This is a genomic window from Brevundimonas sp. LPMIX5, from assembly GCF_003576505.1.
GTDB classification, from domain to species: Bacteria; Pseudomonadota; Alphaproteobacteria; order Caulobacterales; family Caulobacteraceae; genus Brevundimonas; species Brevundimonas naejangsanensis.
The window spans coordinates 284,847-307,224 of the sequence record NZ_QWTZ01000002.1; the positions used below are offsets into that span (position 1 = coordinate 284,847).

At 66.1% G+C, this 22,378-nt stretch carries 23 protein-coding genes; 6 read left to right on the plus strand and 17 right to left on the minus strand.

Annotation, left to right across the window (positions count from 1 at the left end):
• Window positions 1–2: 2 nt before the first annotated feature.
• Window positions 3–1,061, plus strand: coding sequence for a GGDEF domain-containing protein (locus D1604_RS02390; protein WP_119412032.1), 1,059 nt, complete (start codon window positions 3–5; stop codon window positions 1,059–1,061).
• Between the two features lie 49 nt (window positions 1,062–1,110).
• The gene (locus D1604_RS02395) at window positions 1,111–1,890 is read left to right on the plus strand and encodes a lysophospholipid acyltransferase family protein (protein ID WP_119412033.1); all 780 of its coding nucleotides are present in this window, start codon (window positions 1,111–1,113) and stop codon (window positions 1,888–1,890) included.
• On the opposite strand, the gene D1604_RS02400 is transcribed toward D1604_RS02395, so the two are convergent.
• From D1604_RS02400 to D1604_RS02450, 11 genes are all read right to left on the minus strand, one after another.
• A complete protein-coding gene (locus D1604_RS02400) occupies window positions 1,887–2,699 on the minus strand; it encodes a MetQ/NlpA family ABC transporter substrate-binding protein (RefSeq protein WP_119412034.1) in 813 nt (270 codons plus the stop codon). The genes D1604_RS02395 and D1604_RS02400 overlap by 4 nt on opposite strands.
• Before the next feature lie 19 nt (window positions 2,700–2,718).
• Window positions 2,719–3,375, minus strand: coding sequence for a methionine ABC transporter permease (locus D1604_RS02405; RefSeq protein ID WP_024352729.1), 657 nt, complete (start codon window positions 3,373–3,375; stop codon window positions 2,719–2,721).
• Window positions 3,375–4,364, minus strand: a complete 990-nt coding sequence (locus D1604_RS02410; protein WP_119412035.1) for a methionine ABC transporter ATP-binding protein — start codon at window positions 4,362–4,364, stop codon at window positions 3,375–3,377. Before D1604_RS02410 ends, D1604_RS02405 begins: the two co-directional genes overlap by 1 nt.
• 1 nt (window position 4,365) lies before the next feature.
• Entirely contained in the window at window positions 4,366–4,764 is a 399-nt protein-coding gene (locus D1604_RS02415; protein ID WP_119412036.1) for a HesB/IscA family protein, read from the minus strand.
• Window positions 4,765–4,774: 10 nt separating this feature from the next.
• On the minus strand, window positions 4,775–5,176 hold the full coding sequence (locus D1604_RS02420; RefSeq protein WP_119412037.1) for an SUF system Fe-S cluster assembly protein: 402 nt from the start codon (window positions 5,174–5,176) through the stop codon (window positions 4,775–4,777).
• Window positions 5,177–5,181: 5 nt separating this feature from the next.
• The gene (locus D1604_RS02425; RefSeq protein ID WP_119412038.1) at window positions 5,182–6,435 is read right to left on the minus strand and encodes an aminotransferase class V-fold PLP-dependent enzyme; all 1,254 of its coding nucleotides are present in this window, start codon (window positions 6,433–6,435) and stop codon (window positions 5,182–5,184) included.
• Window positions 6,414–7,436 (minus strand): Fe-S cluster assembly protein SufD, encoded by a 1,023-nt coding sequence (gene sufD / locus D1604_RS02430; protein ID WP_119412039.1) that lies wholly within the window; start codon window positions 7,434–7,436, stop codon window positions 6,414–6,416. The genes D1604_RS02425 and sufD overlap by 22 nt, the downstream gene beginning before the upstream one ends.
• On the minus strand, window positions 7,433–8,182 hold the full coding sequence (sufC, locus tag D1604_RS02435; protein WP_119412040.1) for a Fe-S cluster assembly ATPase SufC: 750 nt from the start codon (window positions 8,180–8,182) through the stop codon (window positions 7,433–7,435). The genes sufD and sufC overlap by 4 nt, the downstream gene beginning before the upstream one ends.
• Before the next feature lie 312 nt (window positions 8,183–8,494).
• A complete protein-coding gene (sufB, locus tag D1604_RS02440) occupies window positions 8,495–9,961 on the minus strand; it encodes a Fe-S cluster assembly protein SufB (RefSeq protein WP_119412041.1) in 1,467 nt (488 codons plus the stop codon).
• 3 nt (window positions 9,962–9,964) lie between these two features.
• On the minus strand, window positions 9,965–11,101 hold the full coding sequence (locus tag D1604_RS02445; protein ID WP_119412042.1) for a cysteine desulfurase family protein: 1,137 nt from the start codon (window positions 11,099–11,101) through the stop codon (window positions 9,965–9,967).
• Window positions 11,098–11,556: an Rrf2 family transcriptional regulator gene (locus tag D1604_RS02450; RefSeq protein WP_119412043.1), complete on the minus strand. Its 459-nt coding sequence runs from the start codon at window positions 11,554–11,556 to the stop codon at window positions 11,098–11,100. The genes D1604_RS02445 and D1604_RS02450 overlap by 4 nt, the downstream gene beginning before the upstream one ends.
• Before the next feature lie 159 nt (window positions 11,557–11,715).
• Here D1604_RS02450 and D1604_RS02455 point away from each other — a divergent pair, with 159 nt between their 5' ends.
• Window positions 11,716–12,366 (plus strand): alpha/beta hydrolase, encoded by a 651-nt coding sequence (locus D1604_RS02455; RefSeq protein ID WP_003167032.1) that lies wholly within the window; start codon window positions 11,716–11,718, stop codon window positions 12,364–12,366.
• A 70-nt stretch (window positions 12,367–12,436) separates the two neighbouring features.
• Here the strand turns inward: D1604_RS02455 and D1604_RS02460 are convergent, their stop codons facing one another.
• Window positions 12,437–13,393: a DMT family transporter gene (locus D1604_RS02460; protein WP_119412044.1), complete on the minus strand. Its 957-nt coding sequence runs from the start codon at window positions 13,391–13,393 to the stop codon at window positions 12,437–12,439.
• On the minus strand, window positions 13,393–14,532 hold the full coding sequence (locus D1604_RS02465; RefSeq protein ID WP_119412045.1) for an anhydro-N-acetylmuramic acid kinase: 1,140 nt from the start codon (window positions 14,530–14,532) through the stop codon (window positions 13,393–13,395). Before D1604_RS02465 ends, D1604_RS02460 begins: the two co-directional genes overlap by 1 nt.
• Window positions 14,533–14,711: 179 nt before the next feature.
• On the opposite strand from D1604_RS02465, the gene tyrS reads away from it, so the two are divergent.
• From tyrS to D1604_RS02480, 3 genes are all read left to right on the plus strand, one after another.
• Window positions 14,712–15,992: a tyrosine--tRNA ligase gene (gene tyrS / locus D1604_RS02470; RefSeq protein ID WP_119412046.1), complete on the plus strand. Its 1,281-nt coding sequence runs from the start codon at window positions 14,712–14,714 to the stop codon at window positions 15,990–15,992.
• Between the two features lie 10 nt (window positions 15,993–16,002).
• Window positions 16,003–16,470, plus strand: a complete 468-nt coding sequence (locus tag D1604_RS02475; protein ID WP_119412047.1) for a peroxiredoxin — start codon at window positions 16,003–16,005, stop codon at window positions 16,468–16,470.
• A gap of 133 nt (window positions 16,471–16,603) precedes the next feature.
• Window positions 16,604–17,167 carry a bactofilin family protein gene (locus D1604_RS02480; protein WP_119412048.1) on the plus strand — a complete coding sequence of 188 codons (564 nt, stop codon included), beginning with the start codon at window positions 16,604–16,606 and terminating at the stop codon, window positions 17,165–17,167.
• Window positions 17,168–17,240: 73 nt separating this feature from the next.
• On the opposite strand, the gene prfB is transcribed toward D1604_RS02480, so the two are convergent.
• The 4 genes from prfB to dapA form a co-directional block, all read right to left on the minus strand.
• Window positions 17,241–18,354 (minus strand): peptide chain release factor 2 gene (gene prfB, locus D1604_RS02485; RefSeq protein ID WP_119412049.1). Its coding sequence is split into 2 segments (ribosomal slippage): window positions 17,241–18,284 and window positions 18,286–18,354, totalling 1,113 coding nucleotides; the frame shifts between segments, so codons are not numbered across the junction.
• Between the two features lie 125 nt (window positions 18,355–18,479).
• Window positions 18,480–20,870 (minus strand): penicillin-binding protein 1A, encoded by a 2,391-nt coding sequence (locus D1604_RS02490; protein WP_119412423.1) that lies wholly within the window; start codon window positions 20,868–20,870, stop codon window positions 18,480–18,482.
• 101 nt (window positions 20,871–20,971) lie between these two features.
• Window positions 20,972–21,442 (minus strand): SsrA-binding protein SmpB, encoded by a 471-nt coding sequence (gene smpB / locus D1604_RS02495; protein WP_024352712.1) that lies wholly within the window; start codon window positions 21,440–21,442, stop codon window positions 20,972–20,974.
• Window positions 21,442–22,326, minus strand: a complete 885-nt coding sequence (gene dapA / locus D1604_RS02500; RefSeq protein ID WP_119412050.1) for a 4-hydroxy-tetrahydrodipicolinate synthase — start codon at window positions 22,324–22,326, stop codon at window positions 21,442–21,444. The genes smpB and dapA overlap by 1 nt, the downstream gene beginning before the upstream one ends.
• Window positions 22,327–22,378 lie beyond the last annotated feature (52 nt).

The window sequence follows — 22,378 nt, forward strand, 5'->3', positions numbered from 1 at the left end:
GCATGACCACCCAGGTGGAAACCACGGTTCGCAGTCCGGAAGCCTATGCTCTGGCGCACCGCGCCGTGGACGCCATGCAAGCCGCCGCCGTGTGGCCGACGCCGTTGAACTTCGAACTGTGGCTGCACTACCTGGGCGACCCGGACGGAACGCTGGGGCAGGAAATTTCGCGCCTTCTGGCGACAGGGGCGCCCTTCACCGATTCGACGGCGGAAATGCTGGCCGCCGAATTCCTGCCGCGTGGCCGCCTGTCCGAAGAAATCCGCGATGCCGGCGCCATGCTGAACAGGGAACTGGCAGCCGTGGCAGGCGCCATCGACAAGGCGCGCGAAAGCCAGGCCAGCTACGGGCACACCTTGGCTGACGCCGTCGATCGGATGGCCAGCGCAGGCGACGCCAACAGCCTTGGAGACATCGTGTCCTCACTAGCGGATGCGACCCGCCGCATCCGACGCCATACCGCCGCGCTGGAACGCCGCCTGGAATCCTCAAACCGCGAAGTGACCAAGCTGCGCGATCACATGGAGCAGGTGCGCCGCGACGCGATGACGGACGCCCTGACCAATCTGGCCAACCGCAAGGCGTTCGACGAACACCTGCTGCGGATGTGCGATGAGGCTGAAAGCGTGGGCGGCTCGATCGGGCTCGCGATCATCGACATCGACCATTTCAAGCGCTTCAACGACACCTGGGGGCATCAGACGGGTGATCAGGTGCTGCGCTATGTCGCCAGCGTTCTGGGCCGGGTGTCGCGGGCGCCTCGCATCGCCGCTCGCTATGGGGGCGAGGAGTTCGCCCTGATCTTCCCCGGCGAAACGGCGGGCGCCATCGAGGCGGCGCTGAACGCCATTCGCGAGGAAATCGCCTCCCGCGCCCTGCGCCGACGCTCGACCAACGACGATCTGGGTGCCGTGACCATCTCCGTCGGCTTTGGTCTGCGCCGCCCCGGCGAAACCGCTAGCCAACTGCTGACGCGGGCGGACGAGGCGCTCTATGCCTCCAAGCGCAGCGGGCGCAACAAGGTGACCTCCGCCGCCGAGGCCGTATCCGACGCCGCCTGAGGCTTCACTTTAAGCTCGCCTCTGAACGGCAGGCTGGCATAGTCGCCTGATGCGAAGCCTGCTGTTCAACATCGCCTATTGGGCGCTTTCCATCACCTATGGCCTGGCCGCCGCCTTTGCGGCTCTGGCTCCGGGCCGCAAGGCCACGAGCTGGATCATCCGCCGCTATGTCCGGCGCATGGTGCAGGCCATGAACCTGTTTGCGGGCATCCGCATCGAGACTCGCGGCAAAGAACGCCTGCCACAGGGCGCCTTCATCATCGCTTCAAAACACCAGAGCTGGGGCGACGGCTTCGCCACCTATGACCAGTTCGACGACGTGGCCTTCGTCACCGGCGACCATCTGGAGAAGTTCCCTCTGCTGGGAACGGTGCTCAAGAAGCTGGGCGCCATCGTCGTGAACAACTGCGGCGGCCACGCCGCCCGCGCTGCCCTCAAGGAACGCGCCGGCGACGCCAATCGCGAAGGCCGCAAGATCCTGATCTATCCGGAAGGCCATCTGGCGAAGGTCGGCGAGAAGTTCCGCTACCGCTCTGGCGTCTGGCACATGTACCGCGATTTCGACATGCCGGTCGTGCCGCTGGCGACCAATCTGGGCCTGTTCTGGCCGCTGGAGGAGTTCCACAAGAACCCCGGCACGGCGACGCTTGAATTCCTCGAACCCATCCCGACCGGCCTGCCGAAGGCCGAGTTTCTGGAACGGCTGGAAGCCGCCGTGGAAGGCAGGACGGCCGAACTTATCGCCGAGGCGACGGGTCAGCCGGTCACCGCCGCCGTGCTGGTCGAATCCAAGGAAGAAGCGGCCAAGGCGGTCAGCGCTGCAGCCTAGGCCGCCGGGATCACCGCGCCTTCATATTTCGTGGCGATGAAGTCCTTGATCGCCTGACCGCGCAGGGCGTTGGCCAGGGCCTGGATGCGCGGGTCGTCCTGATTGTCCGTGCGGGCGACCAGATAGTTCACATAGGGACTGTCGGCGCCTTCCAGTTGCAGCGCGTCGGTCTTGGGCTTCAGACCGGCATCGAGGGCGTAGTTGGTGTTGATCACCGCGCCGTCGACCTGAGGCAGGATGCGCGGGATGGTGGCGGCCTCGACCTCCTGGAACTTCAGACCCTTGGGGTTCGTCGCGATGTCACGCACGGTCTGCAGCGGGTTTTGCGGATCCTTGAGCGTGATCAGGCTCGCCGCCTGCAACAGCAGCAGGGCGCGGCCGGTATTCGACGCATCGTTGGGCAGCACCACCTGGGCGCCGTTCGGCAACTCGGCCAGGGTCTTGTGCTTGCGTGAATACAGGCCCAGCGGCTCGACGTGGATGCCGGCGACCGTAATCAGCGTGGTCCCGCGCGCCGCGTTGAACTCGTCCAGATAGGGCTTGGTCTGGAAATAGTTCACATCCAGCCGTTTTTCAGCCAGTTGCACGTTGGGCTGAACGTAGTCGTTGAAGACCTTGATCTCGATCGGCACGCCCTCGGCGGCCAGGATCGGCTTCACCTGCTCCAGGATTTCGGCGTGCGGCACGGCGGTGGCGCCGACCAGCAGAGGCGTCCCCTCGGCCCCCGCTTTCTGGCCCGCGCCCTGACCACAGGCGGCGAGCGTCAGGACAGCAGCGGCGGACAGCAGCAGCAGCGAACGGCGGGTCATGGGGCAGGCTTTCGTAAAATCAGCGGTGCGAGACCTTAGCGACCAGACGGTCGCCGATCATCTGCAGAATTTGTACGAGGATCAGCAGCAGAACTACGGTCACGGCCATGACGTCGGTCTGGAAGCGCTGATAGCCGAAGCGGATGGCCAGGTCGCCCAGACCGCCCGCCCCCACCACGCCCGCCATGGCCGTATAGCTGACCAGGGCGATGGCGGTGACGGTCGCGCCGGCGATGATGCCCGGCATGGCCTCGGGCAGCAGGGCGCGCGTCACGATCTGGAAGGTCGAACCGCCCATGGCTTGGGTCGCCTCGACCACGCCCTTGTCGACCTCGCGCAGCGCCGTCTCGACCAGGCGCGCGTAGAAGGGCGCAGCCCCGACGACCAGCGGCGGAATGGCGCCCGCCACGCCCAGCGAGGTGCCGACCAGCAGCACCGTCACCGGCAGCATGACGATCAGCAGGATGATGAAGGGCACCGAACGCAGCACATTGACCACGAAGGACAAGACGGCGTTCAGCACCGGATTGGCCGCCAGTCGCCCCTTGCCCGACAGATACAACAACACGCCCAGCGGCACCCCCAGGATCACCGTCAGCACCATTGATCCGCCCAGCATCAGCAGGGTGTCGATCGTTGCCTTGCCGATATCGGCCCAGTCCACATTGGCGAACATCAGACCGCCTCCACCACGACGCCGCGCGCGGCCAGTTGCGCCAGAGCCGCCTCGGCGTCGCCCCCGGTAAAGGCCACCGTCATCTGGCCATAGGGCTCGCCCCGGATGCGGCTGATGCGGCCCGACAGGATTGAATAGTCCACACCCGCCGTGCGCGCGACGCGGCTCAATTCCGGCTCATAGGTCGAGGGGCCGCGGAAGGTCAGGCGGGCCATGCGCGCACCAGCGGGGGCGACCGAGGCGTCGACCGCCTCCTCGCCCTCGGCCAGCATGGCGCGGGTCACGGCGTGCTGCGGGTGCAAGAAGACGTCGGCCGTCGCGCCCTGCTCCACGATCCTGCCGTCCTTCAGCACCGCCACCCGATCGCAGACGCGGCGCACCACCTCCATCTGGTGGGTGATCAGGACAATGGTCAGACCCAGATCGCGGTTCAGCCCGTCCAGCAGGGTCAGGATGTCCTCGGTCGTTTCTGGGTCCAGCGCGCTGGTCGCCTCGTCGCACAACAGGACGCTGGGGCCGCAGGCCAGGGCGCGGGCGATGCCGACGCGCTGCTTCTGGCCGCCTGAAAGCTGGGCCGGATGCTTCTTCGCATGATCGGCCAATCCCAGTTGGGCCAGCAGCTGCGCCGTGCGCGCCTTCACCTCGGTTTCGGGCCGTCCTTCCAGCCGCAAGGGGAAGGCGACGTTGTCCTCGATCGTCTTGGCGTTCAGCAGGTTGAAGTGCTGGAAGATCATGCCGATACCGCGCCGTGCGGCGCGCAGTTCGGCCGGGTTTAGGGCCGTGATCTCCCGCCCATCGACGAAGACCTTGCCAGCGTCCGGGGTCTCCAACCGGTTGATGGCGCGGATCAGGGTGGACTTGCCAGCCCCCGAACGGCCCACCACGCCGAACACCTCGCCGCGCGCGATGTGCAGGTCGACGGCGTCCAGCGCCGTGCGGTCGCCCGCCGCGCTGCGATAGCGCCGGGTCACCCCCTCCAGTCGGATCATGTCAGTCGGCGTCCAGAGCAGCGGCGGGAATGATGGTGACGCTCTCGCCGCAGCCGCAGGCATCCGTCTCGTTCGGATTGCGGAAGATGAATTTCGAGGCCAGCTTCGTCACCTCATAATCGATCTCGGTCCCGATCAGGAACAGGACGGCCTTGGGCTCGATCAGGATGGTGACGCCCTTGTCTTCGACCACCTCGTCCAGCGGCTGGATCTCTTCGGCATAGGCGAAGGTGTATTCCTGCCCCGCGCAGCCGCTGTTCTTCACGCCGACCCGCAGGCCGACGTAATCCTTTTCGGCGTTGTCCATGATTTCGCGCACGCGCGCGGCGGCGACGTCCGTCAGGGTCACCGCCTTGGGCCGGGGGCGTCGGGGCCGGGTCGTGGTCTGAAGCTCGGTCATCAGGGACTCCTCAGAACATGTTCAGGGCCAGCTTGGCCTCGTCGCTCATCTTGGAGGCGTCCCACGGCGGATCGAACACCAGATTGGCCTTGGCGCTGCGCACGCCGTCGACCTTCTTCACCGCATCCTCGACCCAGCCGGGCATTTCGCCGGCGACCGGGCAGCCCGGCGCCGTCAGCGTCATCTCGACCAGCACGTCGCGGTCGTCGGACACGTCGACCTTGTAGATCAGGCCCAGCTCATAGATGTCGACCGGGATTTCCGGGTCATAGACGCTCTTCAGCGCCTCGATCAGGTCGTCCGTCAGCTTGTCCAGCTCGGCCTGAGACAGGGCGCTTTTCTGCGGCTCGTCCCAGCTGGCGGCGAAGGCGTCGCTGTCGCTGATGGCGGTTTCGGTCTTGGCGTCGTCCATACTCATCACACGAAGAAGTTTCGCGCCTTGATCAGCGCGTCCACGAAGGCGTCTGTATCCTCCATGGTGTTATATAGGGCGAAGGAGGCGCGCGTGCTTGCGCTCACGCCCAGTCTTTTCGCCAGCGGCTCGGCGCAGTGCAGTCCGGCCCGGACGGCGACGCCGTAGCGGTCCATGATCTGAGCCACGTCATGGGCATGGGCGCCTTCAACGGCGAAGGTCAGCAAAGCGCCCTTCCCTTCCGCATGCCCCAGAATCCGCAACCAGTCATGATCGGCCAGACGCTCGACCGCGTGGCGATACAGGGCTTCCTCGTGCGCCTGAACAGCGGCCGGATCATACTGCGACAGCCAATCGATCGCCGCCCCCAGGCCAATGGCCTCCAGGATCGGCGGCGTCCCGGCTTCAAACCGATGCGGCGGTTTGGCGTAGGTCACCCGGTCCTTCTCGACCGTCTCGATCATCTCGCCGCCGCCCTGATACGGCGGCAGGGCGTCCAGCGCCTCGGCCGTGCCGTACAGGACCCCGATGCCGGTGGGACCGAACAGCTTGTGGCCGGTCAGGACGTAGTAGTCGCAGCCGATGGCCTGAACGTCCGGCGCCGCGTGAACCGCGCCCTGGCAGCCGTCGATCAGCACCCGCGCCCCGGCCGCATGGGCCAGACGGGTGATCTCGGCGACCGGGTTAATGGTGCCCAGCACGTTAGACATGTGGGTGACGGCGACCAGCTTCGTCTTCGGCGCCAGCAGGGCGGCGAAGGCTTCCATGTCCAGCGAGCCGTCATCCTTGATCGGCGCCCATTTCAGCACCGCCCCGCGCCGTTCGCGCAGGATGTGCCACGGTACGATGTTGGAGTGGTGCTCCATCTCGGTGATGATGATCTCGTCGCCCGGCTGGATCGACAGGCCGACGCCATTGGCGACCAGGTTGATCGCCTCGGTGCCGCCCTTGGTCCAGACGATGGTCTCGGCCGAAGGTGCGTTCAGGAAGCGGGCGACGATCTCGCGAGCGTGCTCATAGGCTTCCGTCGCTTCGTTCGACAGGGTGTGCAGACCGCGGTGAACGTTGGCGTAGCTGCCCTCCATCGACGCGACCAAGGCGTCGATCACTGCGCGCGGCTTCTGAGCCGAGGCGGCGCTGTCCAGATAGACCAGCGGCTTGCCGTTCACCTGGCGCGACAGGATCGGGAATTGCGCGCGGGCGGCATAGGGGTCGAACCCCGTCACAGATGCGTTGATCACAGGCGAGCCGTCAGCCATTCCCGCACCACCTCTCTGGCGCCTTCATGCTCGATGCGGTCGACGACCTCGATCAGGAAGGCCTGGGTCAGCAGGGCGCGGGCCTCGTCAGCCGAAATGCCGCGCTGCTGCATATAGAACAGGGCGCTTTCATCCAGCGTCCCGACGGTGGCGCCGTGGGCGCACTGAACCTCGTCGGCGTAGATGATCAGCTCGGGCTTCACGTCGATCTCGCCGCGCTCGGATGTGATCAGGCCGTGGTGCCCCATGCGGGCGTCGGTGTCGTCAGCGCCCTTCTGGACCAGAATCTTACCCTGGAAGACGCCACGCGCCTCGTCGCGGACGACGCCCTTGATCAGCTGGCTGGTCGTGCCGTTCGGCGCGATGTGGTCGATCACCGTGGTCAGGTCGGAATGACGTGCGCCGCCGAGCAAATAGAGGCCGTCCACACGAGCATCGGCGCCCTCGGCGCCGTGACGCAGGCGGGTCTCATGACGTTGCAGCTTGGCGCCCGTGGCGACGACGGTCTGGCGATAGCGGCCGCCGGCCTCCAGCTTGACCTCAGCCTCGGCCACCGAAATGGCGTCATCCGGTTCGTCGGTCAGGACGATGCGGGTCACCTCGGCGTCGGCGGCGACGTCGATCTCGACCTTGTTGTGGGCGACATAGGCCGAGCCCTTGCCCTCGTGCGTCTCTAGCAACAGCAGGCGCGCGCCGGGGCGGGCGACGATGCGCGCCGACGCCGTATGACCGGTGCCCGTCGCATCCGAGATGAAGCGCAGGCGCAGCGTCTGATCGCCCGAGGCGATGTAGTCCTTCACCCCGACCGGGCGGCCGTTGGCGAAGACGATGGCGTCGCCGCCCAGATCATAGAACGGTCCCGGCGCGCCGACGACGGCCGTGCCGGACGGTTTAGGCGCTTCACGAAGAAAGCGCTTCAGATCACTGTATTTCCATTCCTCGACCCGCCGCGAGGGGAAGGTCGCGGCGTCGGTCAGGTCCAGCCGGGCGAGCGCCTTCATGCCGCCTCCGGCAGGAACTTGTCGTAGCCTTCCGCCTCCAGCTCATGCGCCAGCTCAGGCCCGCCCGAAGCGACGATGCGGCCGCCCGCCAGAACGTGCACACGGTCCGGTTTGATGTAGTCCAGCAGGCGCTGATAGTGGGTGATCACCAGCATCGACCGTTCCGGGCTGCGCATGGCGTTCACGCCGTCGGCGACAATGCGCAGGGCGTCGATGTCGAGGCCGGAGTCCGTTTCATCGAGGATCAGCAGCGACGGCTCCAGCAGGGCCATCTGCAGGATCTCCATCCGCTTCTTCTCACCGCCGGAGAAGCCGACGTTCAGCGGCCGCTTCAGCATGTCGAAGTCCATCTTCAGCGACTGCGACGCCGCCTTGACCAGCTTCAGGAAGGCGGGGGCCGAAACTTCATCCTCGCCGCGCGCGCGCTTCTGGGCGTTCAGCGCCGTGCGGATGAAGGTCATGGCCGGAACGCCGGGAATCTCGATCGGATACTGGAACGACAGGAACAGGCCCGCCGCCGCGCGCTCGGACGGATCGAGGTCCAACAGGTCCTGGCCGTTCCACGAGGCGGAACCGTCCGTCACCTCATAGCCGGGACGCCCGGACAGGCTGTAGCCCAGCGTCGACTTGCCCGCCCCGTTCGGCCCCATAATCGCATGAACTTCGCCCGCAGGCACATCGAGCGTCAGACCCTTGAGGATCGGCTTTTCGGCGACGGAGACGTGGAGATTGGAAATGGAAAGCATTCTTAAAACCAAATCACACGCAGGCGCCTTTCACGGCGCAGGCGTAAAAGAGGAGACCGACCCATACGAAAAAGACTAGCGCGATCGGCGCGCTCAGAGATGCTCCGAGACCCCACCGCCAATCAGCACGAAAGGTCGCGATCAATGCGACAAACCAACCGATAGCAAGAACAACAATCACTCCCGCGTGAAAATTCTCGCTCCCGATCAGATTGTAGTTGAACCTCATAATCTGAGCGGCACAGGCCAGCAAAGCGAGCAGAATAGTCCCTGCAAATCGAACTTCAGCCCTTCGAAGAGACCAAGCAGCAATCATCCGACCGAGCCTTCGAGGCTGATCGCCACCAGCTTCTGGGCCTCGACGGCGAACTCCATCGGCAGTTCCTGCAGGACGTCGCGAACGAAGCCGTTGACCAGCAGCGCCACCGCTTCTTCTTCCGACAGGCCGCGCTGCTGGGCGTAGAAAAGTTGGGCTTCGGACAGGCGGGTCGTGGTCGCCTCGTGCTCAAGCTGGGCCGAACCGTTGCGGACCTCGATGTAGGGGATAGTGTGGGCGCCGCACTCCTTGCCGATCAGCAGGCTGTCGCACTGGGTGAAGTTGCGCACCCCGGTCGCCTTGGAGTGGATCGACACCAGGCCGCGATAGGTGGAGTCCGACTTACCCGCCGAGACCGTCTTGGCGATGATGCGGCTGCGGCTGTTCTTGCCCAGGTGCATCATCTTTGTGCCGGTGTCGGCCTGCTGATGGCCGTTGGTGATGGCGATGGAATAGAATTCGCCCGAGCTTTCCTCACCCTTCAGGATGCAGGACGGGTATTTCCAGGTGACGGCCGAGCCCGTTTCAACCTGCGTCCAGCTGACCTTGGAGCGGTCGCCGCGGCAGTCGGCGCGCTTGGTCACGAAGTTGTAGATTCCGCCCTTGCCCTCGGCGTCGCCGGGGTACCAGTTCTGGACGGTCGAGTATTTCACCTCGGCGTCGTCCAGGGCGATGATCTCCACGACCGCTGCGTGGAGCTGGTTTTCATCGCGCATCGGCGCGGTGCAGCCCTCCAGATAGGAGACGTAGCTGCCCTTGTCGGCGATGATCAGGGTGCGCTCGAACTGGCCGGTCTGGCTGGCGTTGATGCGGAAATAGGTCGACAGCTCCATCGGGCAGCGCACGCCCGGCGGGATGTAGACGAAGGAGCCGTCGGAAAAGACCGCGCTGTTCAGGGCCGCGAAATAGTTGTCGCTGACCGGCACGACGGTGCCGAGGTACTGACGCACCAGATCAGGATATTCGCGCAAGGCCTCGGAAATCGGCATGAAAATCACGCCGTGCTTGGCCAGTTCCTCCTTGAAGGTGGTAACGACCGAGACGCTGTCGAACACGGCGTCGACGGCCACCTTGGGCGCGCCCTGCACACCGGCCAGGACTTCCTGCTCCTTCAGCGGGATGCCCAGCTTGGCATAGACGGCCAGCAGTTCGGGATCGACCTCGTCCAGCGACTTGGGCCCCTCCTTCTTCACCGGCGCGGCGTAGTAGTAGAGGTCCTGATAGTCGACGGGCTCGTATTTCACAGCCGCCCAGGTCGGCTCTTCCATCGCCAGCCAGCGCTCATAGGCGGCCAGGCGCCATTCCAGCATCCACTCCGGCTCACCCTTCTTTTCGGAGATGAAACGGACGATGTCGGCGTTCAGACCCTTGGGGGCGAACTCCTGCTCAACGTCAGTGGTGAAGCCGTATTTGTACCGCTCCAGTTCCGCGACTGTGTCGATTGTTTCCTGAACGATAGCCATAGTTTACGCGACTTCCTTTACGCGCTCTTGCAGGCGCGTCTTATGCTTGTCCCAGGCCGCGACCCAGGCGTCGGCAAAACGGGTCCAATCGGCCTCGGTCGTGCCCCAGCCGCCCGAGACGCGTACGCCCCCCGTCGCCAGATGATGCAGGCCCATCGCGCTGATCGCCTTGGACGGTTTGACCTTGCCCGACGAACAGGCCGAACCGGCCGAGACCATGACCCCGACCAGATCGAGGGTGATCAACTGCTGCGGACTGTCCCAACCCTCAACCGCCATGAACAGGGTGTTGGGCAGGCGCTCGACTGCGCCGCCGATGATCGTCGCGCCCGCCGCCTGGACCTTGGCTTCAGCCGCATCGCGCCAGCCGACGTGCGCCATGACGGCGACCAGATCACGCGCGGCGCAATCAGCGGCGAGGCCGAATCCTGTGATGCCCGGCACATTCTCAGTTCCAGCACGCAGGCCACGTTCCTGACCCGCTCCGTGCAGAATGCGGATGGCGGAAACACCGTCCTTCATCACCAGGGCGCCCACGCCCTGCGGCCCGCCCAGCTTGTGCGCCGAGAGGGTCAGGCTATCGGCGTCCAGCGCCTTCATGGTCACCGGGACCTTGCCTGCCGACTGAATGGCGTCGACGTGCAGCCAGCCGCCCGCCGCGTGGACCAGCTTCGCCGCCTCAGTTATTGGCTGGATCACGCCGCTTTCGTTGTTGGCGTGATGGATGGCGACGACCGCGCGCCCCGGACGAGCCAGCGCCTCGGCCAGCCAGTTCAGATCAACCACGCCGTTCGCATCCACAGGCAGCACCTCAACCGGAACGCCGCTGACGGCGGCGGCTTCGGCCACGCACGGGTGCTCGGTCGCGCCGACGATCAGCCGCTTGCAGCCTGCCGCCAGAGCGCTGTGGATCGCCTGAGCGTTGGACTCAGTGCCGCCCGAAGAGAAGATGATCGCCGTCGGATCAGCCCCGACCAGATCGGCCACCTGAGCGCGAGCGGTCTCGACGCGCGCCCGCGCCCGCCGCCCGGCGGCGTGCACGGCCGATGGATTGCCGTTATCGGCCAGAGCCTTGGCCATGATCTCCTGAACCTCAGGACGAACCAGACCCGAGGCGTTGTAGTCGAGATAAATGCTCACGCTGCGGCCTCCATCGAACCCGAGCCCATGCGAGCCCGCCCTGTCCGCTTTTCGATGACGTCCGCGAGGCTGACCCCAGCCAGATAGCGATGGATCTCTGCGCCCAGGTCTTCCCACAGGTCATGGGTGATGCAACGGGCGCCGCCCGTCATACAGCCGCGCGGGGTGCCGTGGGCGGCGCAGCGCGTGGCGCGGATCGGCTCATCGACCGCCAGAACAATATCCGCCACGATCATCTCGCCGGCCTCTCGGGCCAGCCGATAGCCGCCGCCCGGTCCACGCACGCTCTTGACCAGACCGCCTTTGCGCAGGCGCGCGAAAAGCTGCTCCAGATAGCTGAGCGAGATTTCCTGACGCGCCGCGATTTCAGCCAGGGAGACGGCCCGATCGGTCCCGTTTTTCGCCAGATCGGCCATCGCCATGACGGCGTAACGTCCCTTGGTCGACAGACGCATCCCAATACCTCAAAATTCTACCGCTTTTCAGGCTCGCTGTGCTAAGACCCCCGGCCTTGCTGGCGAGCGCATCGTGCAGGGGGGACTTAGAAAGTCCTACCTGTGTGGTCAAGTATTATCCGCTCGCGAAACCACTGTTGATCGTAGGGACCGCCATCCATGCCTGAAGTTATCCTGCCTGGCGCCTCCGGCCGCATCGAAGGCCGCTATTCCCCTGGCAAGCGTCCCGACGCGCCGATCGCCCTGATCCTGCACCCCCACCCCAAGGCGGGCGGGCACATGAACAACCCCGTCGCCCTGACGATGCACCAGTTGTTCGTCCAGCGCGGCTTCGCCACCCTGCGCTACAACAGCCGCGGCGTGGGCAAGTCGCAGGGCGAGTTCGACAGCGGCATCGGCGAACTGGCCGACGCGGCGACGGCCCTGGACTGGCTTCAGGCCAACAATCCCGCCGCCACCCAGACCTGGGTCGCCGGCTATCAGTTCGGCGCCTATATCGGGATGCAACTGCTGATGCGTCGCCCCGAGACCGACGGCTTCATCTCGGTATCGCCGCCGTCGAACATCTATGACTTCAGCTTCCTGGCCCCCTGCCCGGCTTCGGGCCTGTTCCTGCACGGCACGGCCGACACCGTAGTGCCGCCCGCCGATGTCGAGCGCGTGGTGAACAAGCTGCGCACCCAGAAGGGCATTGTCATCGACTACGAGCTGGAAGAAGGCGCGACCCACTTCTGGCAGGACCACATCGGCGCGGTCGAGCGCCGCGTCGGCGCCTATCTGGACAAGCGACTGGAAGAAAAGCCCGCCTGATCCGCATAGCGATATCCTGATTGAAGCGGCGCCCTGATCTTCGGGGCGCCGTTTCTAATTGCGCCGATCGTCAGTGATCGCCTTCCGCAGCGGCCACGGCGGCAGGGCGATGGGCGCGAACGCACCAGACGACGCTGACGATCATCAGGATCATGGCGACTATCTCGATCACGGTCGGGCCGCGCTGTTCCCAGATGAAGCCGTAGATGAAGGCGAACAGGGTCTCGGACACGATCATCTGGCCCAGCATGGTCAGGGGCAGCAGGCGGCTGGCCTGATTCCAGAACGCGTTGCCGATGACGGAGGCGAAGATCGCCACGCCCGCGCTGACACCGATCAGACGCAGCCAGGCGTCGTCCGTCATGCCGCCCAGCATGAACAGGGACGGGATCACCAGCACCAGCGCCAGCGCGCCGGTGACCACGCCGGTCAACAGCGACCACTCATGCGGGGTGACGTTAGGCAGGCGGCCCATCCAGCGGCTGTTGCCGACGGCGAAGGCGGTCCAGGACAGCAGGGCCGCGAGGGCGCATCCCAGACCAATCAGTGTGGCCGCGCCGCTCTGCGCCGCTGCGCCGCCGCCATGACTGAGCGACTGCCACCCGATCAGCCCGACCGCGATCGCCGCCACGGCGATGGGCGGCGCGACGCGCGACAGCGGCGGCGAATCCTTGTCCCGCAGCCCCCACAAGGCCACCACCACTGGCACCATGCCGACGATCAGGGCCGAGGCCGCGACGCCAGCGTAATGCACCCCGACCACCAGGAAGGCGAAATAGACCAGATTGCCCGCCAGACTCAGCCAGACCAGCGCGCCCCACGCCTTGCGTGTCAGGGCCGCTGTCACCCGCCGCCAGCGCGGCGCGATCAGCATGACCGCGATCAGGCCATAGGCGAGGTAACGTCCCGCCGTCAGCAGCAGAGGCGAGGCCTCGGGCACGACCTTGGGCGCCAGGAAGACCAGCCCCCACAGAGCGCCCGCCGCCAGACCGCTGGCGACGCCCCAGAAACGCGATGACGCCGCCATTATTCCGCTCCCGGCTCGACGATCCGACCGCCGGTCATCGGCGCCGGAACGCCTGTCGTACCGGGGAAGCTGATTGGCAGGCCCAGACGACAGCGGGCGGCCAGGAAGGCGAAGGCCTCGGCTTCGATGGAGTCGCCGCGCCAGCCCTTGTCCTCCGCCGTCGAGACGGGGAGGCCGACACGCTCGCGAATGGCGGCCAGCAGCACGGGGTTGTGACGACCGCCGCCGCAGACGACGATCTCCTTCGGCTGCTCCGAACAGCGGGCGACGCCCAGCGCCACAGCCTGAGCGGCAAAGGCGGTCAGGGTGGCGGCGGCGTCTTCCAACGACAGATCCGCCACCGGGTCCAGCGAGAAGTCGAAACGGTCCAGCGACTTCGGGCCGCTCGCCGCGAAATAGGGATAGGCCAGATAGGCGTCCAGCACGGCCTGATCGACGGCGCCCGCCGCCGCCAGACGACCGCCCTCGTCCATCCGCTTTTTCATGCGCGACTGGACCAGCAGATCGACCATGCCGTTGGCCGGGCCGGTGTCGAAGGCCTCCAACTCGCCGTCGGCGCGGATCAGGGTGATGTTGCCGACCCCGCCCAGATTGAGCACAGCGACCGGCCCCTCCATCCCCGCCTTGCGGGCCAGCGCTGCGTGATAGACAGGCGCCAGCGGCGCGCCCTGCCCGCCCGCCGCCACGTCGGCGCTGCGGAAGTCAAAGGCCGTTGCCACGCCCAGCCCTTCGGCCACGCTGGCGGCGTCGATCAGTTGTACGGTGCGGCCGGGCAGGCCCGGCGTCGGCGCCTCGTGCAGCACTGTCTGGCCGTGGACGCCGACCAGATCCAGCGCGCTGGACTTCACCCCGTTCACCGCCATGAAGCCGAGCGCGGCGGCCAGATGCGCATCGGCCACCGCCATGCGCGCGTCTTCGAAGCTGTCCGGTTCTTCTTCGTCGCGCTCCCAATCGAAGGCGTCGTCGATGGCGTCCTCAATGATGGCGCGGGTCTCTGTGTCCAGCTTCATCTCGCCGGCAGGGCCGAAGGACAGGATGTCATGGCCGTCCGTTTCGATCACCGCCATGTCCACGGCGTCGAGCGAGGTGCCGGTCATGAAGCCGAGCACGCGCAGGGTCTTTTTCGGGGAGGTCGTCATGGCGGCTTGACTGCCACGTCAGGGGCGACGTAGCTAGCGCCCATGATCGCGCAACCGGCCCTTTTCGCCGCCTATTACTACGGCCTCTACTAGAGAGCGGCCGCGATCCTTGCCGCCCTTCCCTCGGCGGCACTATTCCTCGGAAGACGGCCGCCGGTTCTGATGCTACGGACCCGACCATGACCGAGCCCACGACCCAAACCGTTTCCGAAACCGCCTTCAAATCGGACTTCCTGCGCCTGATGAAGGCGCGCGGCTATATCCACCAGATCACCCACCCGGTCGAACTGGACGAGGCGGCCGCGTCGGGCGTGGTCACGGGCTATATCGGTTTCGATGCGACGGCGCCCAGCTTGCACGTCGGCCACCTGATCCAGATCATGCTGCTGCGTCGCCTTCAGCAGGCCGGACACAAGCCGATCGTCCTGATGGGCGGCGGCACGACCAAGGTCGGCGACCCGTCGTTCAAGGACACCCAACGCCCCCTGCTGACCGAGGAAAAGATCGCCGAGAACATCGCCGGCATCAAAGGCGTGTTCGAGAAATTCCTGACCTTCGGCGACGGCCCGACCGACGCCATCATGCTGGATAACGACGAGTGGCTGTCGCAGCTGGGCTACCTGCAGTTCCTGCGCGACTACGGCACGCATTTCACCATCAACCGGATGCTGAGCTTCGACTCGGTCAAGCTGCGCCTCGATCGCGAGCAGCCGCTGACCTTCCTCGAGTTCAACTACATGCTGATGCAGGCGACCGACTTCCTGGAGCTGAACCGTCGCTATGGCTGTTCGCTGCAGATGGGCGGGTCGGACCAGTGGGGCAACATCATCAACGGCGTCGAACTGACCCGTAAGGTGGACCACAAGGCCGCCTTCGGCCTGACCACGCCGCTGCTGTCCACCGCCTCGGGCCAGAAGATGGGCAAGACGGTCGGCGGCGCCGTGTGGCTGAACGCCGACGCCCTGTCGCCGTTCGACTACTGGCAGTACTGGCGCAACACCGAAGACGGCGACGTGGGCCGCTTCATGCGTCTGTTTACCGACCTGCCGCTGGATCAGATCGAGCGCTATGAGGCCCTTCAAGGCGCCGAGATCAACGACGCCAAGAAGGCGCTGGCCGACGCTACCACCTCCATGCTGCACGGCGCCGAGGCCGCACAGGCCGCACGCGCGGCCGCCGAGGCCGCCTTCGAGAAGGGCCAACTGTCGGCCGACCTGCCGACCGTCGAACTGCCGCGTGACGAGGTGATCGGCGCCATGATCGCCGCCGTCACGACCAAGGCGGGTCTCAGCGCCTCCAACGGCGAGGCGCGCCGTCTGGCCCAGGGCGGCGGCCTGCGCCTGAACGACGAGGTCGTCAACGACGGCGTCCGTCTGATCAAAGAAGCCGACCTGAACGCCGACGGCGTGCTGAAACTCGGCGCCGGCAAGAAGAAGCTGGTGCTGGTGCGGCCGGTTTAAGGAGAGCGCTGTGACCGACATCACCGAAAACACCCCCGCCCCTGCTTTCGATCTGGCGACTGACGGCGACGGACGGGTGTCGCTGGACGGGCTGAAAGGCAAGAATATCGTGCTCTACTTCTATCCCAAGGCCGACACGCCCGGCTGCACGACCGAAGGGCAGGACTTCTCGGCCCTGATCGACCGGTTCGCGGCGGCGAATGCGGTAGTGATCGGCGTATCGCGCGACACGGTGAAGAAGTTGGACCGCTTCAAGGCCAAGCATGATCTCAAGGTCGCGCTCGGCTCGGACGAGGACGGCGCGGTCACGGAAAGCTGGGGCGTCTGGGTGCTGAAGAAGCTCTACGGCCGCGAATATATGGGCATTGAGCGCGCCACCTTCCTGATCGACGGCCAGGGCGTGGTCCGCCGCGCCTGGCGCAACGTCAAGGTCAAGGGCCACGCCGAAGAGGTTCTGGCCGCCGTCGAAGCGCTTTGATCGGCGAGCGGGGTTCGGAAGCCCCCGCTTGACCTCTCCGTCTCAGCCCGCACTAAGTGTCGCCAGGGATTGCATCCTCAGGGGCTGACATTGACCAGACGCCGATAATCGCGGCGTGACGCGGAGAGCATGAATGTTCAATAAGAACAAACCGTTCGACAACAACCCCTCTGGCGGAATGGGCATTCCCAAGCCGCCAGAGCCGGTCCAGCCCAAGCCGGAGCCCGCAGCGCCGATCGCCGCTGCGCCTGCGCGCGCGCCGGAGGCGGCGCGTCCCGCCGCCCGTTCCTCCAGCCTTTCGACTCTGTCGGCGGGCGTGAAGTATGAGGGCAACATCTCCGGCGCAGGCGAACTTCAGGTCGACGGCTCGCTGAAAGGCGACATCCGCGTGGTGCGCGTGGTGATCGGCGAAGGCGGCGCGGTCGAGGGCACGGTTCACGCCGACATCCTTGAGGTGCGCGGCCGCGTCTCGGGCGCCATCGTCGCCAAGCAGGTCAAGCTGTTCGCCACCTCGCGCGTCGAGGGCGACATCACCCAGGAGCAGTTGTCGATCGAACAGGGCGCCTGGTTCCAGGGCCGCTGCACCCAGGCCAAGCGCGACACGCCGGGCGCCAATATGCTGGAGACCCCTGCTCCGGCCGAAAAGCCCGCCCCCGCCAAGACGGACGCCAAGGTCGAGGCCAAGCCCGCAGCCTGATCGGCGCGAGTGCTGACAACGAGAAAGGGCGGCCCGCAAAGGCCGCCCTTTTTTTATGCACCGGTCAGGCGGGTCAGCCCTCGCGGGTTTCGCCCACCCGAGCCGCCAGCGCGGCCCCCATGAACTGGTCCAGGTCGCCGTCCAGAACGCCTTGCGTGTCCGAGGTTTCGACCTCGGTCCGCAGGTCCTTCACCATCTGATACGGCTGCAGGACGTAGGATCGAATCTGGTGGCCCCAGCCGATGTCCGTCTTGGCGTCAGCCAGAGCCTGGGCCGCAGCCTCACGCTTCTGAAGTTCCAGCTCATACAGACGCGCGCGCAGCATCTTCCAGGCCTGGTCGCGGTTCTGGTGCTGCGAACGGCCCGCCTGACAGGCGACCACGGTGTTGGTCGGAATGTGGGTCAGGCGCACGGCCGAGTCCGTCTTGTTGACGTGCTGACCGCCTGCGCCCGAAGCGCGATAGGTGTCCGTGCGCACGTCCGACGGGTTGATCTCGATCTCGATGCTGTCATCCACGACGGGCGAGACCCCGACCGAGGCGAACGACGTGTGCCGCTTGGCCGCCGCATCATAGGGGCTGATGCGCACCAGACGGTGGACGCCCGATTCCGACTTCAGCCAGCCATAGGCGTTGGGGCCGGTGATCAGCAGGGTCGCCGACTTGATGCCGACCTGTTCGCCGGACTCTTCTTCCTGAAGCTCGACCTCATAGCCGTGCGAGCGCGCCCAGCGGCTGTACATCCGCAGCAGAATGCCCGCCCAGTCGTTGGACTCGGTGCCGCCAGCGCCGGAGTTGACCTCCAGATAGGCATCGTTGCCGTCCGCCTCGCCGGACAGCAGGGCTTCCAGTTCGGCGCGGGCGGCCCGGTCCTTGATGGACTTCAGCTGTTCACGCGCTTCTTCGAGGGTGGCTTCGTCGCCCTCCTCGTCCGCCATTTCGGCCAGCATGATCCCGTCTTCGAGACCCTGCTCCATTTCCTTGACGGCGTTGACCTGCACTTCCAGCCGCGAGCGTTCACGGCTGACGGCCTGGGCCTGTTCGGGATTGTCCCACAGCGTCGGATCCTCGACCCGCGCGTTCAGCTCATCGAGCTTTCTTAGAGCGACATCCCAGTCAAAGTCGCCTCCTGAGCAGAGCGACGCTCTGCTCGATGTCGGCCTTCATGGCCTCGACATCCGATCTCATCGCAAACTCCTGCGAACGGAAGTCCCCCGCAAACAGGACCGCGCGACGCGCGTCCGATAGGGGAAGGACAGGTGAAACGGCGCGCCTGAAAGCAGGCGCGCCGGGTTGGCTGCTTACCTAGAGCGTCAGTAAAGGCCGCTCAAGTCCTCGGCCGGCTCCTTCTTCGGCGGCGGCGGCGCAACCGGAGGCGGCGCGGTCGGCGTCGGGGTCTGGGAGCGGACCTCCTGCTCGCGACGGATGACGTCGTAGTAGTTCTGCGGCCCTTCGGGCTGGGCCGGCGGCGGCGCCTCTTCGCGCAACTGACGCTCAGTGCCTGGACGGAAGGCCTCTTCGATGCCGTTGACGGTGCGGAAGATGGCGTTTTTCGGCTTCACGAACGGCCGCGCAGGCCGCTCTTTCAGAGCATCTTCCATGAAGTCGATGAAGATCGGCACGGCCGTCGAGGCCCCGGCTTCACCACCCCCCAGCGAGCGGTTGTCGTCGAAGCCGACGAAGACGCCGACCACGATGTCCGCCGAGAATCCGACAAACCAGGCCGAGCGGTATTCATTGGTGGTGCCCGTCTTGCCGCCGACCCACGGGCCCAGGCTGCGAGCCCGGGCGCCGGTGCCGCGTTGAATCACGCCTTCCAGCATGGAGGTCATCTGATAGGCGGTGATGGGGTCGATCACCTGGGTTCCGCGATCCTGAAGGCGCGGCGATTCCTGACCGCTGAAGCCTCGTCCGCAGTCGCGGCACTGGCGACGGTCGGCGCGGTGAATGGTCTGGCCGTTCCGGTCCTGAGCCAGTTCGATCAGATAGGGATCGACCCGGCGCCCGCCGTTGACGAAGGCGGCATAGGCGGCGGTGATGCGGTAGGGCGTGGTCTCCCCGGCCCCCAGCGACATGGCCAGGTTCGGCGACATGTCGTCGACGACGCCCATCTTCTTGGACAGGTCGACGACGTTCTTCATGCCCACCGCCTGCGCCAGACGCACGGTCATGACGTTGCGCGACAGCTCCAGCCCGCGCCGCAGCGTCTGCGGGCCATAGAACTGACGGCTGTAGTTCTGGGGCGTCCAGGCGCGGCCGCCGGGGCCGCCGGGGAAGCTGATCGGCGCATCCAGCACGATCGAGGCCGGGGTGAAGTCGCCTTCCAGCGCGGCCGCATAGACGAAGGGCTTGTAGGCCGACCCCGGCTGTCGACGCGCCTGGGTGGCGCGGTTGAAGCTGGACAGGGCGTAGGAATAGCCGCCGACCATCGCCAGGACGCGGCCCGACTGCGGCTCGATCGCGACCAGGGCGCCGTTGACGGCCGGAACCTGCTTCAGAGCGAACTGGCCGTTCTGGCGTTCGACGAAAATCAGGTCGCCGCGCTTCAGCGGACGACGCCCGGCGTTGGACCAGCTGACATCGGCGGCGCGAAGCGCGCCCGCCTGATCGTCCTTGGCCGTGCGGACGCGGATTGAGCCTCCGCTGACGCTTTCGACGGCGGCCGCCTGCCACGAGCGGCGCTCGGGCGGGGTCGTGCGCTTCTGGGCCTCGGCCTGCCAGCCCTCGGCGAAGTCGGTCGTGCCCCAGGCGCCGCGCCAGCCGTGACGACGGTCGTAATCCTCAAGACCCCGCATCAGGGCGTCGCGCGCCGCCGACTGCAGCTGCGGATCAAGCGTCGTGCGCAGGTAATAGCCGCCGCGATTGACCTCTTCCTGACCGAACAGGGCGATGGCGCGACGACGCGCCTCTTCCACAAAGAAGTCGGCGTCGGCGTATTCCGCCCGACGCGGCGCAGAGCGGGTGTTCAGCGGTCGGGCCAGCGCCGTCTTCAACTGCTCTTCCGACAGCCATTTGTTATCGGCCATCTCGCCCAGCACCCAGTTCCGTCGACCCAACGCAGCCGCCGGATAGCGTTTCGGGTGGTAGTTGGTCGGTCCCTTGGGCAGGGCCGCCAGGAAGGCCGCCTCGTCCGGCGTCAGTTGATCCAGCGACTTGCCGAAATAGTTATAAGCGGCCGAGGCCACGCCATAGGAGCGATAGCCCAGGTAGATCTCGTTCAGATACAGTTCGAGGATCTGCTCCTTGGTCAGCGTCGCTTCCAGACGGCTGGAGAGGACGGCCTCCTTGAGCTTGCGGTTCAGGCTGGTCTCGCTGGTCAGCAGGACGTTCTTGGCCACCTGCTGGGTGATGGTCGAGCCGCCCTCCAGCCGCTTGCCCGACATGACGTTGAACACGTTCTTGAACATCGCCCGGCCGATGCCGGACACGTCGATGCCGCCGTGATTGAAGAAATTCTGATCCTCGGCCGCCAGGAAGGCGTGAACGACCGTCTGCGGCACCTGGTCATAGGTGACGTAGATTCGCCGCTCGTCCGAGAACTCGCCGATCAGGGTGCCGTCTCCAGCGTAGACGCGCGTCGCCGTCGCGGGGCGATAGTCCGCCAGTTCAGACGCGTCCGGCATGTCGTGCAGGACCCAGGCGGCGTAGATGGCCACCACCACCCCGGCCAGGGCGATGGCGCCCAGCAGGGCCACGCCCGCCATGACGAACCAGCGTTCGGCTATCTTCACCACGAACTCCGCAAGACGCACCCCATCATCGCTCGTTTATCGCGCGTCGCGCGGCGCGCAAAGCGGAACCGCACTTATCCCTTGTCGCGCAGCAGACGCGCCTTGTCGCGCTGCCAGTCGCGCTCGGCCGCCGTCTCGCGTTTGTCGTGCAGTTTCTTGCCCTTGGCCAGGGCGATCTCCAGCTTCGCCTTGCCCGCCTCATTCAGATAGAGGCGTACAGGGACAATGGTGCGCCCTTCGCGCTGAACGGCGCCGATCAGCCTGTCGATCTGCTTGCGGTGCAGCAGCAGCTTCCGGTGACGGCGCGGCTCATGGTTGAAGCGGTTCGCCATCTTATAGGGCGGGATGTCGGCGTTGATCAGCACCATCTCGCGCCCCTCGGGAGAGACATAGCTCTCGGCGATATTGGCCCGGCCGTCGCGCAGGGCCTTGATCTCGGTGCCCCGCAGCTGGAGCCCGGCCTCGATATGATCTTCGAGGAAATAGTCGAAGCGAGCGCGGCGGTTCTCGGCGATCGTCTTCTGTTTGGGCGCGTCGGCGGCCATCAGGCGACTCCGGCGGCGGCCAGCGCCTTGTCGATGGCGGGCCGCACCGCGTCGGCCGTCAGCGACAGCGGCAGGCGAACCTCTTCCGTGCACAGGCCCATCTTGGCCAGGGCGTATTTGGCGGGGGACGGCGAGTTATCGAGGAACAGCGCCTTGTGCAAACCGATCAGCCGGTCCTGCCACGACCGTGCGGCGGCGAAGTCGCCGGCCTGAATGGCGTCATGCAGGGCGACCATCGCCTCAGGCGCCACGTTCGAGGTCACCGAAATGACGCCGACGCCGCCGTGCGCGGCATAGCCCAGATAGCTGGAATCATCACCCGAGATCAGGTCGAAGGCTCCGTCGATATTGGCGCGCATCCAGCTGGCCCGCGCCACATCGGCGCTGGCGTCCTTGATGCCGACGATGTTTGGGTGCGCCGCCAGGGCCGCCACCGTCTCATTGGCCAGGTCCACTCCGGTGCGACCCGGCACGTTATAGAGCAGGATCGGCAGTTGAACGGCGTCGGCCACCGCCTCGAAATGCGCCTGCATCCCGGCCTGCGACGGACGGTTGTAATAGGGAGTCACGACCAGGGCGCCGTCGGCGCCGACCGTCTTGGCGAAACGGGTCAGTTCGATCGCCTTGTCGGTAGCCGACGAGCCCGCCCCGGCGATGACGCGGATGCGCCCGGCGGCGATCCTGATGCACTGTTCGACCACGCGCTTGTGCTCATCCAGATGCAGGGTGGCGCTCTCGCCTGTGGTGCCCATCGGCACGACGCCGTGAACCCCAGCGGCGATCTGGCGTTCCAACAGGCGCTCGAAAGCGGCCTCGTCCACGTTTCCGTCACGAAGAGGTGTGATCAGGGCGGTGATCACGCCCTTGAACAAGGGGGCGGTCATGGGAACAACATACCTGCGCGGAGAATGGGCGGCGGTCCGCCCGTCACTAATC